Consider the following 15,619-nt stretch of genomic DNA (forward strand, 5'->3'; position numbering starts at 1 on the left):
TGCCCCACTACTATCGGAGTTCCCCGGCGTGAGTGTAACTCTGAAAGACGTGGCCGCTTTGGCCGGCGTTTCACGATCCGCCGTGTCGCGCACCTTTACCGAAGGTGCCTCGGTTTCTGCAAAAACGCGCAGCAAGGTTGAAAAGGCGGCCCGTGAGCTGGGCTATAGTCCCAATGCCCTGGCGTCGTCTCTGACGACCGGGCGCACCAAACTGATCGGATTGATTTCGAACAACTTTCACAACCCGATATTCCTGGAAGTCTTCGATCAGTTTACACGCGCCCTGCAGGAACGCGGCCTGCGCCCGCTGATCGTGAACCTGACGGACGAAACCGAACCTGCCAACTCTGTCCGAATGCTGCGCCAATACTCGGTTGATGCAGCTATCGTGGCATCCTCGACGTTACCGCCCAGTTTTGCAAAGGCCTTTCATGATGCGGGTGTACCAGTGGTGCACACGTTCGGTCGGTCTGCCACCTCACCCGAAGTCCATGTGGTCGGGATCGACAACGTGGAATGCGGACGCATGGCTGCGCGCGAGCTGGTCGCGCGGGGCTATGCCAGTGTGGGCTATCTGGGCGGGCCGCAGGATGCGACCTCGTCCCTGGACCGGCAACGGGGCTTCATTGAAGAAATGGCCGGCCATCCGCAGATTCCGGTCAGCCACTCCTTCGCCGGGGCCTATTCCTTCGAAGCGGGGCGGGCCGAGATGCTGCGCCTGCTGGCCGGTGATCCGGCGCAGGCCTATTTCTGCGGCGATGACATCCTGTCGATCGGGGCGCTGTCAGCGCTGGCCGATCACGGGCTGAAACCGGGCACCGATATCGGAATCATCGGCCTAAACGACATGGAGATGTCGCGCTGGGAATATATCAACCTGACCACCATCCATCAGCCGATCAAGCAGATCATCACTTCGTCCGTGGATCTGGTCGTCGAGATGTTGAAAGAGCCTCAGCGTTATCCCGAAGCCCGAATTTTCCCCTGCCGGGTGATTGAGCGGGGCACTCTACGGCCCCGCGTCTGATCAACGAAACATTGGCGGGCGGGCATCATGCCAAGCGCCATCTGCTTTGCCCGAAGCAACAGCCGCGTGAACGGCGGCGATCGATCGCACACCATCAGCAGCATCGGGCAGCCCATCCCGGCTTTCACCGCGGATTGCATCCGCCAGATCGCAATAGATATTGGCGACGGCCAGTGGGAACCCCTCGGGGTGCGCGATGGCGACACGTGACAGGCGCTGAGCTTCGCCATGCAGACCGCCCTCGCCCTTTTCTATGATCTGTGTACGCCCACCAACGGGTGTATAGATTAATTGGTTGGGCTGCTCAGACGCCCAGCGCAGCCCGCCGGTTTCGCCAAAGACCTGTATGTCAAAGCCATGCTGGCGCCCGATCGCCACAGAGGATGTCCAAAGACGCCCGACTGTGCCGCATTCCATACGAAAGTTGATCATTGCATCGTCTTCCAGCTCCCGGCTTGCGATCGTTGAGGCCATATCGGCCGAAAGCGTCTTCACCTCATCATCGCAGATAAAACTGGCCATATGCAGTGCGTGAATACCGCAATCGGCAAACTGCCCGGAAACGCCTGCCATCGCAGGGTCATAGCGCCACCGCACACGCGGATTGTCGGCATCGGTGGCATCCCCGTGGTGGCCATGGCTGAAATTGGTCACCACAAGACGCACCTGTCCGATTTCGCCCGCGCGCACCATGGCGCGGGCCTGACGTACCATGGGATAGGCGGAATAGCAGTAGTTCACCGCGCAGATCTTTCCCGATGCTTCGGCAACGCGGACTATTTCCTCACCCTCTTCCACGGTCATGGTCATCGGCTTTTCACACAGGACATTGAAGCCTGCTTCAAGATACGCCTTGGCAATCTCGAAATGGGTCGAGTTGGGTGTGGCGATGGTCACCAGGTCAACCCGGTCTTCACGGTCTTTCTCGCCTGCCAGCATCTCTTGCCAGTCTCCATAGGCGCGATCGGTGGCAACACCCAATCGCTGCGCGTATTCCCGGCCGGTTTCGGGCCGGTGATCCAGCGCGCCAGCGGCAAATTCAAACAGCCCGTCAGCCTGTGCCCCCAAGCGGTGCGCGGGACCAATCTGACTGCCTTCACCACCACCGATCATGCCCCATCTCAACTTAACCATGGTCATTGTCTCTCATTAAAGCTTTTAGGTTGAGCGATCAGAAATCGCAGATGTCTTTCCACTGCCGCTGATCTGACGACGCCAACGCGGCAGCAAGCACGCGGTTGACCTCATGCCCGTCGCGAAAAGAGGGCCAAGTGGCTTTTCCGGTATGGATGGCCTGCAGAAAATCTTTGGCCTCGATAATGATCTGGTCCTGATAGCCCGTTCCGTGGCCCGGACCCTGGCAGAAAGGCTCGTAATCCGGATGCGCCGGGCCGGTCAGGATCTTGACAAACCCGCGCGTGGCTTCGGACCCTTCCCGCTTATACAGCCACAGCGCGTTCTGGTCTTCCTGATCGAACCGGATAGCGCCCTTTGTTCCAGATAATTCATAAGCATAGCCCATTTTCCGCCCCGTCGCGACGCGGCTGAAATACAGGTTGCCCATAACCCCGTTTTCGAACCGGCACATCATCTGGGCGTGGTCGTCGTTTGTCACCTCACCACCAGGTCGGGTTTTGTGAACCGTTTCAACATCCGCCATCACCTGTGCGATGGGTCCAACCAGTGCCAACGCACCGTTGACCATGTGCGGTGCCAGATCTCCGATAGTGCCATTGGCCATGCCCGTCGTGCGCCAGGTCGCCGGAGCTCGCGGGTCGGCGTAGAAATCTTCGGTGTGCTCCCCCCGGAACCAAGTGACATCCCCAATCTCTCCGTCGGCGATCAGCTGGCGGGCGAATTGGCTTGCGGGCGTGCGAATATAGTTGAACCCCACCATGTTGACCGCACCCGAAGCCTCGGCAGCAGCAGCCATAGCCTGACTGTCCGCAAGCGACGCGCCCAATGGCTTTTCACACAGAACCGGTTTGCCCAGTGCAAAAGCCGCTTCGGCAATCTGACGATGCGTGGATTGAGGCGAGGCGATGACGATTGCCTCGACCTGTGGGTCCTCAACCAATACACGCCAATCGTGAGTCGCGCGTTTGTACCCGTAGGCTGTCCTGTATCGTTCAGCGCTATCGGGGCTGGACGAACAAATGACCTCTAGTCGGGGTCTCAATGCCGTGTTGAACACTGCACCGACCGCAGACATGGCTACGGAATGGGCCTTGCCCATATAGCCGCCGCCGACGATTCCAATTCCGATTTCAGGCATCTGCAACGGCTCCGAACATATCATTTGCAACCGGTTGCAAAATCAGTATCGTGTGAATCGATTCAACGCAAGGTCCAAACTTTGCCGACCCCACTCTGCCGGAGGACAAAACTTGAGCGCTTTGATGGATGGTATCAAAGGAAACCGCTTCGCCGTTCTGGGTCGTGCAGGTATGGACCTGTACGCCGACCCGATCGGCGTCAGAAGCGAGGATGCCGACACGTTTCATGCCGACCTTGGGGGGTCTTCCGCGAATATTTGTGCCGGGTTAGTTAAGTTGGGCAGTGAGGCGTCGCTGATCACGTCCGTCTCGGATGATGCGATCGGACGGTTCTGTCTGAATCGGTTGCGGCATTACGGTGTGGACACATCCTATATCCGCGTTCTGGGCGGCGAATACCGCATGTCTCTGGCCGTGTACGAAAGCCGGATCGAGAACTTTCAGAATGTGATCTATCGTAATGGGGCCGTTGATTTCCAAGTCACCGAAGAGGATATGGACAGGGTCGATTATTCATCATTCTCGGCAATCATCTCGGCTGGGACGGTCTTTGCGTCCGAACCGTCGCGCAGCGCTACATTCCGGGCCTTTGAGAACGCCCGGAACGCAGGCCTGCCGATCATCTTCGATATCGATTACCGCCCCTACAGCTGGCCCTCACCCGAGGTGGCTGCCGAAGTTCTGTCGCGGGCTGGTGACGCCAGCGACCTGATCGTCGGCAACGACGAAGAGTTCGGGTTCATGGCCGGCGGCATCGAAAAGGGTTTTGCCAAGGCCCGGGAACTTGCTGAAAAACCCGGTCGGATCATCATCTACAAGATGGGTGAAAAAGGCGCTGTCACCTTGGTGGACGGGCAAGAACTTCGAACAGGTATTTACCCGGTCACTGCTGTCAAACCCAACGGGGCTGGCGACAGTTTCATGGCGGGTCTGTTGGCTTCGATCGCCGCAGGGCACGATCTGAAAGACGCCGTCATGCGCGGTTCGGCCTGCGCGTCGATCGTGGTGTCGCATCCCGGTTGCGCGCCCGCCATGCCGACGACCCCGGAACTGGACGCGTTCCTCGCTTCTCATCCCGGCCCGGCCACATAGGAGAACTCCATGCATATCGCGCCCTACGATAACCAGAACAAACCGATCGTCGACGCAGATGATCCAACTGTCCCACTGAACTATTTCAACATCGTAAAACTGAAAAAGGGCGAGGCCTTCGAATACCAGGTCCCGGGCTATGAGACCTGCATCGTGCCTGCCACCGGCAGCGTCGACGTGGATGTCGAGGGCGTGCGCTTTGCCCATCTGGGCAAACGGGGCGAGGACGTATGGGATGGCGAGCCCGAAGGCGCCTATGTGCCGTCGGGGGTCAGGGCGCAGATGGTCTGCGTCTCGGAGACGGCCGAGGTGTTCGTGGCCGGCTCCAAATACGACAAGGTGCTGGACCCGTTCGATGTGCGCGAACACGACCTGGTGCAATATGGCAGCGATGACACCAAGACGCATCGCAAGATCAAGCACATCCTCGGCCAGAAACAGCATGACAAGGTCGGCCGCCTGCTGGTCAGCGAGCTGTTTACCGAGGGTCAGGGCGGCTGGTCGGGCTTTCCCAGTCACAAGCACGACACCAACCGCCTGCCGGACGAGACCCGGCATGACGAAACCTACAATTTCCGTTTCAAGCCCAACTGGGGCTCGGGCCTGCAGATGTTGCAGCGCGAGGACAACGAACCCGGCGATGCCTACCATATCGTCGATGGCTCCACGATCTGCATCGACAAGGGCTATCACCCCTGCTGCGTGCTGCCGGGATACGAGATGTATTACTTCACCATCCTCGGCGGGCTGACCCAGCGGTCGCTGGTGCAGTATTTCCAACCCACCCATGCCTATCAGATCGAGACCATTCCGGGCATCAAAGACATGATCGCGAAGTTCAAATGACCCTCGTCACACTGAAAGACGTCCTGCAACCCGCTTATGAACAAGGCTATGCCGTGGGCGGGCTCGTGACGCTGGGCTGGGAAGACATGCGCGCCTATGTGGCCGCGGCCGAGGCGGAAAATGCACCGGTTGTTTTGCAAGCCGGTCCCAGCTGTCGTGAGCACACACCGCTGCCCGTTCTGGGCAAGATGTTCCGGTATCTCGCCGAGAACACCTCGGTTCCGGTCGTTGCCCATCTGGATCACGGCTACACGTTCGAGGACTGCAAGGTCGCCCTCGACAGTGGTTTTACGTCGCTGATGTTTGACGGATCACGCAAGCCCTTGCAGCAAAACATAGATGAAACCGCCGCGATTGCTGAGATGGCCCACTCAGCCGGGATTTCATGCGAAGGAGAGATCGGCTTTGTGGGGTATTCCGGTGGTGAAGGATCAAACGGCACCGACCCCGAAGAAGCCGCGAAGTTTGCACGCGAAAGCGGTGTCGACGCGATGGCGATTTCGGTTGGCAATGTTCACTTGCAGCAAAACAAAGAAGGTGGCCTGGATGAGGCGCGTGTCGCCGAAATCGATGCCGTAACCGAAGTGCCTTTGGTCATTCATGGCGGGTCCGGTGTGCCGGTAGAGCAGCGTATGAAGCTGGCGCGCGAGACCTCGATCTGCAAGTTCAACATAGGAACCGAGCTGCGTATGGCATTCGGAAATGCCATGCGTGAAGCCGTCAATCGTGATCCTGAACGATTTGACCGCGTCACGATCCTGAAGGAAACACACGACCCGGTTGAGGCCGCTGCCCGCACCGTGATCCGTGCCTTTGGCGCCCCGCCGCAAAGGTGAGATGCCCAATCTTCCTAAATCGTAAAGGCTGCCCGGAACGCCTCAAGCGCCGTTTCCGGGTCGCCCGCAGCAAATGCCTCGAGGCTGACAGGTCCACGGTACCCCCTGTCATTGAGCGCCCGTGCCACGGCGGCATAGTTGATCTCACCGGTTCCCGGCTGGCACCGCCCGGGATTGTCGGCCACTTGTATCTCTCCGATCCAAGGCAGGCAATTCTCGCACCAACGGATCAGATCGCCTTCCCCGATCTGCGTGTGATAGAGGTCCAGATTTATGCGCAGGCTCGGGTGGTTCACAGACGAAACCAACGCCAGAACATCCTTGGTCGAACCAAAAGGACAACCGGGATGATCCAGCAGATTCAGGTTCTCCAGCGTGAAAACGACATCCTGTTCTTCCGCCAGATCACAAATGCGGCGCAACGTGTCCCGCGCTTTCAGCCACATATCGCCGGTCACAACGTCGTGCTGCCAGAGCGGTATTCCACCATCGCCCAAACCGGTGCCGTGCAGGTTCAGACGATCCACACCAAGACGCTTGCCAATCTGTACCGTCTCACGCGCGGATGTCAGGAGCATGTCAGCCCCTAAATCATCCGCAAGACGGCCCTGAAGATAACCATTCATGATCGTATAGTTCGCGCCAACGCGTTCAAGTTTCACCGTATCCCAGGCCGACCAGTTCCATAGGCCAACACCAAACCCCATCTCGGTCAGCCGCGCGGCACGCCACTCCATGGGTTTGTCGAGCCACAGCATTTCAGCACATGCCGCAAGTTGAAAAGGTTGAGGCATGTCAGCTCTCCAATTGTCCAGATTGGTTCAGATCGAGCCACCTTCGACCATGAAATTCCCCGCACTGCACATGGCCGCGTCATCCGAGGCCAGAAACAGGACCATGCGCGCCACATAGACCGGCTCAATCGGGTCCGGCAGACATTGACGATCCACCTGCTTGGCCAGCGCCTCGGGCGTGACCCACAGGTCTTTCTGGCGGTCGGTCATGATCCAGCCAGGCACCACCGTGTTCACGCGAATACGATGATCGCCCAGTTCACGCGCCATGGTGCGGGTCAATCCATGGACTGCGGATTTGGCGGTGGCATAGGCCGGAAAACCCGCACCTGCCTCCCACCACGAATTCGAGCCGATATTGACGATCGAACCCGCACGCATGGCTATCATGCCGGGCGCCACTGCCTGAATGGCAAAGAACATGTGACGGATATTTGTCGCCATGCGCTCATCCCAGTAGTCCGGCGTCACTTCGCGCCAGTCATGACGATCATCCTGGGCGGCGTTGTTGACCAGCACGTCCGCGGCGCCCAGCTCCTCGACCAGTTGCCCCAACGCCTCTTGCATAACTTCGATATCGCGCAAGTCGCACTGCACAAAAGCGTGTTCACCGTCCAGGCCAGACAGCAGCGCGAGTCCGGCGTCGGCATTCAGATCCAGAATGCCGACCTTTGCCCCTTGGTCGGCAAAGGCCCGAACGGTTTCAGCGCCAATTCCTCCAGCCCCGCCCGTGACAAAAACCGTTTTTCCCGCAAGGCTTGGGTAATTGGCAAAATCTCTGTTCATCCGTCACGCTCCATGATCCATTCAACCTCGGGGGCTGGTACAAACCGCCATTTTCGCAGCGGCCCGGCCATGACGTTAAGATAGTACATCTCAAATCCATAGGGCGCGCCGCAAGGGTGATGGCCGCGCGGAACAGTAACAACATCGCCATCGGAAAGGGCCATTGTCTCATCCAGCTGACCATCATCTGTATAGACCCGCTGAATTCCGAACCCATTGGAAGGGTTGAGCCGGTGGTAGTAGGTCTCCTCCAGATATGTGATGCGAGGATAATCATCCTCGTCGTGACGGTGACTGGGATAGGACGACCAATGGCCATTTGGTGTGAACACCTCGGTCACCAGCAGGCTGTCTGCGTAGTCCTCATTCTCCATGGCGATATTGTTGATGTATCGCTTATTTACCCCTTTGCCGCGTTCGGTCAGGGTTATGCCATCAGGTCCAATCCGACGCGCCGTACGACCGCCCTTACCCGGCGCCGAACAGATGGCCACAACGCAGTCGGTTTCCGCCACGGCCTCCCACTCGGTTCCGTTGGGCAGATACAGGCAATGCGGCGGCGTCTTTTCGAACACGTTCATCCGGTCGCCCAAAATGCCCCAGTCCTGGCCTGCCCCGGTGATCTTTGCCTTGCCTTCGACCATCACAAGAATAACCTCACGATCCCCGGTTGCCTCGGCCGCCCTGTCGTCTGCTTTTAGATGATACAGGCCAAAGCCCACATATCGCCATCCCGCGCTGGCCGGAGTGATGTCATGTACCTTGCCACGGGTTCCAAACGGTTTCTTCAGCAGGTCTGCCATTCTTGTTCTCCTTATTGGGCGGGCCCACAGGGTCCGCCTGAATTGTATTCAAGCAGCTTGCCTTGCCCGCAGGGCAGAAAGAGCCTCGGATAGCTGTTCCTTCTTCCATCCTTCGAAAACGGCCCGTCTAAGGATGTCAGCCTGGCTGTCGGGCGCGTTGCCTCCAATCGGTGGATCAGTATCCAGATTGGTCGGGAACGGATAACCTTCAGCGGTAGCAGCAATCGCTGCATCCAGGTCCCCCGAAGTCAAAGCCCCACGTTGTTTCAGGGCGACAAGCGACGGGAACACTGCTTGCGACATGGAATGCCGATCAACCATCTCCATCGCGCGACCGAAGGGGGATGAGATTTGCAGCAGGTTTGCCATGCGATTGATGTCGGTGCTGCTGTTCTCGCCCGCTCCATGGAACAGGGCCGGATTGAAGAACACCGCGTCACCCTTTTCCAGAGGCAACTGGATACAGCTGTCTTCGAAATACGCACGGTGCGCTTCATCGTGGAACGCCAGATAGCCCGATGGGTAGAGCTGCGAGAACGGCAACAATTTGGTCGGGCCGCTTTTCACCGGCATGTCACAATGCGCAACCGCCCCTTGCAAGGTCAGCGAGGCCGTCACCAGATGTGCATGAGCCGGATACCGGGCCGCGCTTTCGGCGTTTTGAAACCCAAGGTGATAGTCCCGATGCGCCTGTTGCGCCTTGCCACCGGGGCGCACCTGATTGATCTGAGCGGTCACCTGATAGTTCGGCCCAAGCCATGCTTCACATGCCGCAGCAATCGCCGTGTTCCCGAAATAGAGCGCAAAGCCCTCGGGGTCGCGCAGGCATTGCTTTTGCAGCGCGTTCCACACCCGGTCATTCGCGCCCGAGGCGGCAAAGTGATCGCCCTCACCCGCGCTACCCTGGCGTTCTTCTTCGATGATTTCACGAAATACTTCCGTCGCCCGATCAATGATCGACGTGTCCGGATACGCCCCTTTCAGGGCGATCACACCGGCGGATTTGCCCAGCACCCGGCCCCATTCCGCCAGCAAGGCCCTACGCGTATCAGGCTGTTCCAAACCGGAACGCAGTGCCTGCATATCATAGACGGGCACGTTCTTTTCGACGGAGACGGCAAAAGGCACCGTCTCGGTCGAAAGGCTCTGAGAGGTCAACACCTTGAATTCGTCCAGATCACAGGATTCCCGGTCGAAATAGCCGACATATCCAAGGTCCTGATGTACCATGACGTGCTCCTCTCACATGGCTTCGGTGTTGCCCCGTAAGGCGATGATTTAAGCGGTGATTTCCAACCCTGCGTTGCCACAAACCTCGACAATGTGGTCAAAGCCCATTTTGGAGTACTCACATGGCGGCGCCTTGGCGGGGTCCTGCTCTGCCTCGACCACAATCCAGCCGTTGTAATCCATTGCTTTCAATGCATTGGCCACGGCCTGAAAGTCGATGCAACCATCACCCGGCACTGTAAACGCACCTGCGATCACCGCATCCAGGAAACTTCGATTGTTCTCGCGTGTGTCCTGTACGATTTCGGGTCGGATATCCTTGAAATGTACGTGATGAACCCGGTCGCCCCAACGGTTCAGTGTGGCCATCACATCGCCGCCGCCAAACAGCAGATGGCCCGTATCGAAGCACAGCTTCAATTCGGGGCCGGAACCCTCCATCAGCCAGTTCACTTCATCTTCGCTTTCGATGATCGTGCCCATATGATGGTGATAGGCCATCGGCATGCCCTGATCTGCCATCCACTTGGCAAGTTCGGTCAGCTTGCCCGCATAGGCCAGTACCTCATCCTGCGACAGTTTGGGGCGATCATTGACAGGCGTTCCGATCTGCCCCTGAACGGTATTGGAACACTCGGCGTAAACGATACATGGGCTGTTCAGCGCGACGAATTGTTCGACCTGTTCGCGCACGACGCCGATCTCGGCGTCAAGGTCATTGACCAGAGTGCTGCCCGAGCACCAACCACCACACAACGCTATGTTGTTGGCATCCAGATACGCGCGCAGCCCTTCGGTGTCGGCGGGCATCCTCTGACCGCGTTCGACACCTGTGTAACCGATCTCGCGCGCTTCTTTCAGCGCCTGCTCCATTGTGTAGGCTGCGGTCAGGTCCGGCAGGTCGTCATTCTGCCAGGCAATCGGAGAGATACCGATCTTCACGCTCATTTCGTGTTTCTTTCCTTGATGGCGGTTTCATAGGCCGCACGTTTTTCATTCACTTCAGGGCGGACGCTGACCTCGGGCACCGCCACTTCCCACCACGTTCCGCCATATTCGGTCGATGGGTAGGGATCGGTGTCGATCACCACGACATAGGGGCCTTTGACCTCACCGCGTTTGGCCAGCGCGTCTTCAAGCTCGGCAATTGAACTGACCTTGACCGAAGTAGCCCCCATCGCTGCCGCATGGGCGGCAAAATCGATGGCCGATGCCGTTTCGTGTACGGTGTGGTCGAGAAGGTTGTTAAACTCGGCCCCGCCTGTCCCCATTTGCAGACGGTTGATGCAACCAAACCCCCGGTTGTCAGTGACGACAACGGTGAACGAGATCCCCATCATCGCCGCCGTCGCCATTTCCGAGTTGGCCATCATATAAGTACCGTCACCGGTAAAGCAGATCACGTCGCGGTCCGGCTGGGCCATCTTGATGCCCATGGCACCGGCGATCTCATACCCCATACAGCTGAAACCATATTCCATGTGATAGGCACCGGGGCGCGGCGCTTTCCACAGCTTGTGCAACTCACCCGGCATCGTGCCGGCGGCACACATCGCAACAGTGTTTTCATTGGCAGCCCGCTGCACTGCGCCGATCACCTGCATATCCGTGGGCAGTGCATTGCTGTCGGTGGGGGCATCCGTCAGCGCATCAACTTTACCGAACCAATCAGATTTCAATATCGCGGGCAGATCCGGCGCGCGATGGTCTGCCAACGCTTCGCTGAGTTCACCCAGACCAACCCGAGCGTCGGCCTGCAACGGCATCGCTCCGTGCTTTTCGGCGTCATAGGCGGCGGTGTTCAGGCTGATCAACTCACGCTGGGCGTTCGCGAACAAACCCCATGACCCGGTGGTGAAATCCTGAAACCGGGTGCCGACGCCCAGCACAAGATCCGCCTTTGCACAGATGTCATTGGCGGGTTCGCCCCCGGTTACACCAACAGGACCAAGGTTGAGCGGATGATCCCAGGCCAATGCGGACTTGCCGGCCTGTGTCTCTGCCACCGGGACATTGTGTGCTTCGGCAAAGCGCTGCAACGCGGCGGTTGCGTCCGAATAATGCACACCTCCGCCTGCAACGATAACGGGACGCTTGGCGGCCTTGATCGCGGCAACGGCACGGGCCAGTTCACCCTCATCCGGGCGAATGCGGCGCTGATACCAGACGCGTGGCTCAAAGAAGCTTTCGGGATAGTCATAAGCTTCGGCCTGCACATCCTGACAAAAGGCCAGCGTCGCCGGGCCGCAATCCGCCGGGTCCGTCATCGTGCGGAAGGCGCGTGGCAGAGCCGTCAGCAGGTGTTCCGGGCGGGTGATGCGGTCGAAATACCGGCTGACCGGTCTGAAACAGTCATTCGCACTGATGGTTCCATCCGAGAACACTTCGGGCTGCTGCAAAACCGGGTCGGGGCCACGCGTCGCAAACACATCGCCAGGCAGCAATAAAACAGGCAGGCGGTTTACATGGGCCAGAGCAGCCGCAGTGACCATGTTGGTGGCCCCTGGTCCGATTGACGACGTGACCGCCATCGCGCGGCGCCGACCCAACTGCTTGGCAAAAGCAATCGCGCTATGTGCCATGGTCTGTTCGTTGTGACCGCGATAGGTCGGAAGACTGTCTCTCACGCCATGCAGTGCCTCACCCAGACCAGCCACGTTGCCATGGCCAAAAATCGCCCACACACCTGCGATAAAAGGCTCTCCGGCCTCGTTCATCTGCGTCCCGAGATAGCGCACCAGAGCCTGCGCCGCGGTCAATCGGACTGTTTTGCTCATCATGATCCCTTTCAACTCGGAGCCGCTGTTGGCGGTCCGCGGGTTGTCTCATTTGCGAAGGTGTCAGGCCTTTTACCAGAGCCTGAAAACAGAGTGACGTCAGGTGCCACCGCCCGATGGATGCCCCCGTGGGGACATCCGGATATTTTGTTTTAAACAGTACCGCCCAGCGATCCCTCAAGCTCGGCCATTTCCTGACCGCCGGCCATCAGATCCTGCAGCTGTTCCGGTGTGATTTCGCCGCGCGTGGCCGTACCCAGTGTTTTGCCACGGTTCAGCACGGTAAAACGATCGCCCACCGCCAGCGCATGGCGCACGTTGTGGCTGATGAAAACCACGCCGACACCCTGGCTGCGCACCCGGTCGATTGTGGCAAGAACATTCGACGTCTGACGCACACCAAGCGCCGAGGTCGGTTCGTCCAGGATCAGGATCTTGGCGCCGAAATACACCGCCCGCGCGATGGCGACAGTCTGACGTTCACCACCTGACAATGTACCGACAGCCTGATCCGGTCCGCGCAGATTGATGCCCATCTTGCGCATCTCTTCCATGCAGACGTCGTTTGCATGATCCACATCGAACCGCTTGAGCAGCCCCTTACCCTTGGTAGGTTCACGCCCCATGAAGAAATTGCGCGTCACGCTCATCAGCGGGATCATCGCAAGATCCTGAAACACGGTTGCAATGCCCGCTTCCATGGCATCGCGCGGCGTGTCGAAGTGAAGCGGCTTGCCTTCGAACATGATCTCGCCCTTGGTGGGCTTGTGTACCCCGGACATGGTCTTGATGAAGGTGGACTTTCCCGCACCGTTATCGCCCAGCAGGCAATGGCATTCACCGGGTTTGACGTCAAAGCTGACACCAGCGAGCGCGATGATATTGCCAAAGTGTTTTTCGATGTCTTTCATCTGTACGATGGGCGCCTGATCGCCGACGGCATCGCCATGGTGGAACTTGGTGTCTTCGGTCATATCAGCGCTCCCCGGTTACGCGCTTACGGATCGCGTTGTTGAACAGAACGGCAATCAACAGCATGGCGCCCAGGAAAACCTGGAACCAATCCTGATCAAAGTCGGTATAGGTCAGGCCGATGACGACCATACCAAAGATGATCGAGCCGAAGAAGGCACCGATGGCCGAGCCATATCCGCCAGTCAGCAGGCAGCCGCCGATCACCGCGGCGATAATCGCCTCAAATTCTTTCTGGAACCCCCGCCGCGCATCGGTCGAGCCTGCGTCCATGACGGTTATGATGGCCACCAGAGCGGCACAGCAGGCCGTCAGCATGAACAGTGAAACCTTGACGCGGCTCACCGGAACACCTGAGTTGGATGCAGCTGTGCTGTCACCACCCGAGGCGAAAATCCAGTTCCCGACCGGGGTGCGCAACAGTACGTAGGTTGCCGCCAGTGTAATGAAAATGAACCACAGGATTTCGACGGGAATTCCCGGGACCTTGGGCGCGCCGCTTTTGAATGTATCTATCATGCCGTTGGCGGCCAGCCATGCGAACAGGCTGCCGAATGCTTCGCCCGAAAAGAAAGGAGCCAGCCAGTCGTTTTCGACCGCATCGCGTACTCCGCGCAACTGGGTCGAACCGCCTGTTGCCATTTTCAGGCCGACCAGTGACAGGCCACGAAGGATGAACAAAAACGCCAGCGTTACAATGAACGATGGCAGGCCCGAACGGATCACGATATTGCCATTGATCGCACCAACACAGGCCGCGAATACGAATGTCATTGGGATGGCGAAGATCAGTGGCAATTGCCAGGTCACGACACAGACGCCGAAAAACAGCCCCGAGAACGCAACCATCGATCCGATTGACAAGTCGAACTCTCCGCCAATCATCAGTAGTGCGGCGCCGATAGCCAGGATGCCCAACTGCGCCGCAGGGGTCATGAAGTTCATAACACCAGCAAGGGTGAACATCGATTCATCTGCGGTAATCGCAAAGAATAGGAAAACCAGAACAGCACCGGCAATGGCACCCAACTCGGGTCGTTTCATTAGTTTGGCTAGGAATGGTTCTTTCTTGACCCTTTCGTCCGACAGGACGGGCGCTGATTCACTCATGGTTTCCTCCCAATTCGGTGAGACCGGCGCGCTGGCGCCGATCCTGTTGTTTGCCGGATCGCGCCGAAGTCAGCGGATGCCCTGTGCGGACAGTTCGATGACCTGAGCGGCCTTTTCCTGAGTGATCAGGTTCGGACCCGAAGGCACGTCGCCGCCCGGCATCAGGCCGTACTTGGCGTGCAGACCCATGAAGTTCACGGACAGATAACCCTGAAGGTACTGCTGCTGGTCGATGGCAAAGGCCGCATCGCCATCAACGATTGACTGCAGGAAGTTGGCCGACAGGTCGAACGAGGCAACATTCACATCCCGCCCCGACGCTTTGGCAGCAGCGACAGATGGCTCGCCGGCCGAGCTTGCGCCCAGAGCCATAACGGTATCGACGCTTTCGTCAGAAGCCAGCGCGGCAGCAACCTTGGACTCGATCTCGGACGGATCGTTCGAGGTCGGCAGAACGGTTACCTTACCGCCAAACCCTTCGGTGAAGCCTTCGCAGCGCAGGTCAAGTGACACGTTGCCAACCTCGTGGTTGACACAGATCGCATTGGAGCCACCCATCGACGCCAGTTCTTCACCAGCTGCTTTCCCTGCATCGTATTCGTCCTGACCTACGTGCAGCAGAGCACCCAGTTCCTTGGCCACTTCCGCGCCCGAGTTGATCGAGATCACCGGGATACCGGCGGCAACCGCGCGCTCGATTGAGGGGCCAAGCGCGTCCGCATCCGGGATCGAAACGATCAGCCCGTCGGGTTCCTGGTTCACGGCGGCGTCGATCAGCTGCGACATGGCCACCATGTCAAAGGTTTCAGGCGCACGATATTCCACGTTCACACCGACATCTTTACCGGCCTGCTCGACACCGTTTTTCACGACGTTCCAGAATGCGTCGTTTGCCTGGCCATGCGACACGACCACGATTTCTTGTGCAAACGCGGGCGTGGCCAAGGCCAGTGCCCCCGCAGCAAGCGCGCCTTTAACGAATTTCTTCATTTCAGTTTCCTCCCATTGGTTCAGTCTGATCTTCTGTTGGGGTACCGGCCCCAATCATCCGGCTGTGCCGAATCTCCGTG

The 15,619-nt window shown here is 58.6% G+C and carries 15 protein-coding genes; 4 read left to right on the forward strand and 11 right to left on the reverse strand.

The window, feature by feature from the left end; genetic code table 11:
- Positions 1-28: 28 nt before the first annotated feature.
- Positions 29-1,027, forward strand: a complete 999-nt coding sequence (locus AC2FFA_RS20505; RefSeq protein WP_299639828.1) for a LacI family DNA-binding transcriptional regulator — start codon at positions 29-31, stop codon at positions 1,025-1,027.
- Here the strand turns inward: AC2FFA_RS20505 and AC2FFA_RS20510 are convergent, their stop codons facing one another.
- Together AC2FFA_RS20510 and AC2FFA_RS20515 are read right to left on the reverse strand one after the other, a co-directional pair.
- Positions 1,028-2,161, reverse strand: a complete 1,134-nt coding sequence (locus AC2FFA_RS20510) for a Gfo/Idh/MocA family protein (protein ID WP_496853101.1) — start codon at positions 2,159-2,161, stop codon at positions 1,028-1,030.
- Positions 2,162-2,198: 37 nt separating this feature from the next.
- Positions 2,199-3,302, reverse strand: a complete 1,104-nt coding sequence (locus AC2FFA_RS20515; RefSeq protein ID WP_496853072.1) for a Gfo/Idh/MocA family protein — start codon at positions 3,300-3,302, stop codon at positions 2,199-2,201.
- 124 nt (positions 3,303-3,426) lie between these two features.
- On the opposite strand from AC2FFA_RS20515, the gene iolC reads away from it, so the two are divergent.
- From iolC to AC2FFA_RS20530, 3 genes are read left to right on the forward strand one after another with little or no spacing between them, the layout of a single operon-like run.
- The gene (gene iolC, locus AC2FFA_RS20520; RefSeq protein WP_299901430.1) at positions 3,427-4,395 is read left to right on the forward strand and encodes a 5-dehydro-2-deoxygluconokinase; all 969 of its coding nucleotides are present in this window, start codon (positions 3,427-3,429) and stop codon (positions 4,393-4,395) included.
- A 9-nt stretch (positions 4,396-4,404) separates the two neighbouring features.
- Complete coding sequence (locus AC2FFA_RS20525) at positions 4,405-5,241, forward strand: 5-deoxy-glucuronate isomerase (RefSeq protein WP_496853073.1); 837 nt, start codon at positions 4,405-4,407, stop codon at positions 5,239-5,241.
- The gene (locus AC2FFA_RS20530; RefSeq protein WP_496853074.1) at positions 5,238-6,077 is read left to right on the forward strand and encodes a class II fructose-bisphosphate aldolase; all 840 of its coding nucleotides are present in this window, start codon (positions 5,238-5,240) and stop codon (positions 6,075-6,077) included. Before AC2FFA_RS20525 ends, AC2FFA_RS20530 begins: the two co-directional genes overlap by 4 nt.
- A 14-nt stretch (positions 6,078-6,091) precedes the next feature.
- Here the strand turns inward: AC2FFA_RS20530 and AC2FFA_RS20535 are convergent, their stop codons facing one another.
- From AC2FFA_RS20535 to AC2FFA_RS20575, 9 genes are all read right to left on the reverse strand, one after another.
- The gene (locus tag AC2FFA_RS20535; protein ID WP_496853075.1) at positions 6,092-6,871 is read right to left on the reverse strand and encodes a TIM barrel protein; all 780 of its coding nucleotides are present in this window, start codon (positions 6,869-6,871) and stop codon (positions 6,092-6,094) included.
- Positions 6,872-6,898: 27 nt separating this feature from the next.
- Complete coding sequence (locus AC2FFA_RS20540; protein ID WP_496853076.1) at positions 6,899-7,657, reverse strand: SDR family NAD(P)-dependent oxidoreductase; 759 nt, start codon at positions 7,655-7,657, stop codon at positions 6,899-6,901.
- A complete protein-coding gene (gene iolB, locus AC2FFA_RS20545) occupies positions 7,654-8,460 on the reverse strand; it encodes a 5-deoxy-glucuronate isomerase (protein ID WP_496853077.1) in 807 nt (268 codons plus the stop codon). Before iolB ends, AC2FFA_RS20540 begins: the two co-directional genes overlap by 4 nt.
- A gap of 48 nt (positions 8,461-8,508) precedes the next feature.
- Positions 8,509-9,690: a phytanoyl-CoA dioxygenase family protein gene (locus AC2FFA_RS20550; RefSeq protein WP_299901414.1), complete on the reverse strand. Its 1,182-nt coding sequence runs from the start codon at positions 9,688-9,690 to the stop codon at positions 8,509-8,511.
- Between the two features lie 48 nt (positions 9,691-9,738).
- Positions 9,739-10,638: a myo-inosose-2 dehydratase gene (gene iolE, locus AC2FFA_RS20555; RefSeq protein WP_299901411.1), complete on the reverse strand. Its 900-nt coding sequence runs from the start codon at positions 10,636-10,638 to the stop codon at positions 9,739-9,741.
- The gene (gene iolD / locus AC2FFA_RS20560) at positions 10,635-12,467 is read right to left on the reverse strand and encodes a 3D-(3,5/4)-trihydroxycyclohexane-1,2-dione acylhydrolase (decyclizing) (RefSeq protein ID WP_496853078.1); all 1,833 of its coding nucleotides are present in this window, start codon (positions 12,465-12,467) and stop codon (positions 10,635-10,637) included. Before iolD ends, iolE begins: the two co-directional genes overlap by 4 nt.
- 152 nt (positions 12,468-12,619) lie before the next feature.
- On the reverse strand, positions 12,620-13,441 hold the full coding sequence (locus tag AC2FFA_RS20565) for an ATP-binding cassette domain-containing protein (protein ID WP_117872290.1): 822 nt from the start codon (positions 13,439-13,441) through the stop codon (positions 12,620-12,622).
- A gap of 1 nt (position 13,442) precedes the next feature.
- Positions 13,443-14,549 carry an ABC transporter permease gene (locus AC2FFA_RS20570; RefSeq protein WP_117872288.1) on the reverse strand — a complete coding sequence of 369 codons (1,107 nt, stop codon included), beginning with the start codon at positions 14,547-14,549 and terminating at the stop codon, positions 13,443-13,445.
- 69 nt (positions 14,550-14,618) lie between these two features.
- On the reverse strand, positions 14,619-15,539 hold the full coding sequence (locus tag AC2FFA_RS20575; RefSeq protein WP_299901403.1) for a sugar ABC transporter substrate-binding protein: 921 nt from the start codon (positions 15,537-15,539) through the stop codon (positions 14,619-14,621).
- Between the last annotated feature and the right edge of the window lie 80 nt (positions 15,540-15,619).

The sequence above is a fragment of the Ruegeria sp. YTSB088 genome (assembly GCF_059609825.1).

Coding starts and splice junctions, on each gene's coding strand:
- iolB (WP_496853077.1), bottom strand. CDS start 8,460: ATGGCAGACCTGCTGAAGAAACCGTTTGGAACCCGTGGCAAGGTACAT.
- iolC (WP_299901430.1), top strand. CDS start 3,427: ATGGATGGTATCAAAGGAAACCGCTTCGCCGTTCTGGGTCGTGCAGGT.
- AC2FFA_RS20570 (WP_117872288.1), bottom strand. CDS start 14,549: ATGAGTGAATCAGCGCCCGTCCTGTCGGACGAAAGGGTCAAGAAAGAA.
- AC2FFA_RS20530 (WP_496853074.1), top strand. CDS start 5,238: ATGACCCTCGTCACACTGAAAGACGTCCTGCAACCCGCTTATGAACAA.
- AC2FFA_RS20565 (WP_117872290.1), bottom strand. CDS start 13,441: ATGACCGAAGACACCAAGTTCCACCATGGCGATGCCGTCGGCGATCAG.
- iolD (WP_496853078.1), bottom strand. CDS start 12,467: ATGAGCAAAACAGTCCGATTGACCGCGGCGCAGGCTCTGGTGCGCTAT.
- iolE (WP_299901411.1), bottom strand. CDS start 10,638: ATGAGCGTGAAGATCGGTATCTCTCCGATTGCCTGGCAGAATGACGAC.
- AC2FFA_RS20540 (WP_496853076.1), bottom strand. CDS start 7,657: ATGAACAGAGATTTTGCCAATTACCCAAGCCTTGCGGGAAAAACGGTT.
- AC2FFA_RS20510 (WP_496853101.1), bottom strand. CDS start 2,161: ATGGTTAAGTTGAGATGGGGCATGATCGGTGGTGGTGAAGGCAGTCAG.
- AC2FFA_RS20550 (WP_299901414.1), bottom strand. CDS start 9,690: ATGGTACATCAGGACCTTGGATATGTCGGCTATTTCGACCGGGAATCC.
- AC2FFA_RS20575 (WP_299901403.1), bottom strand. CDS start 15,539: ATGAAGAAATTCGTTAAAGGCGCGCTTGCTGCGGGGGCACTGGCCTTG.
- AC2FFA_RS20535 (WP_496853075.1), bottom strand. CDS start 6,871: ATGCCTCAACCTTTTCAACTTGCGGCATGTGCTGAAATGCTGTGGCTC.
- AC2FFA_RS20525 (WP_496853073.1), top strand. CDS start 4,405: ATGCATATCGCGCCCTACGATAACCAGAACAAACCGATCGTCGACGCA.
- AC2FFA_RS20515 (WP_496853072.1), bottom strand. CDS start 3,302: ATGCCTGAAATCGGAATTGGAATCGTCGGCGGCGGCTATATGGGCAAG.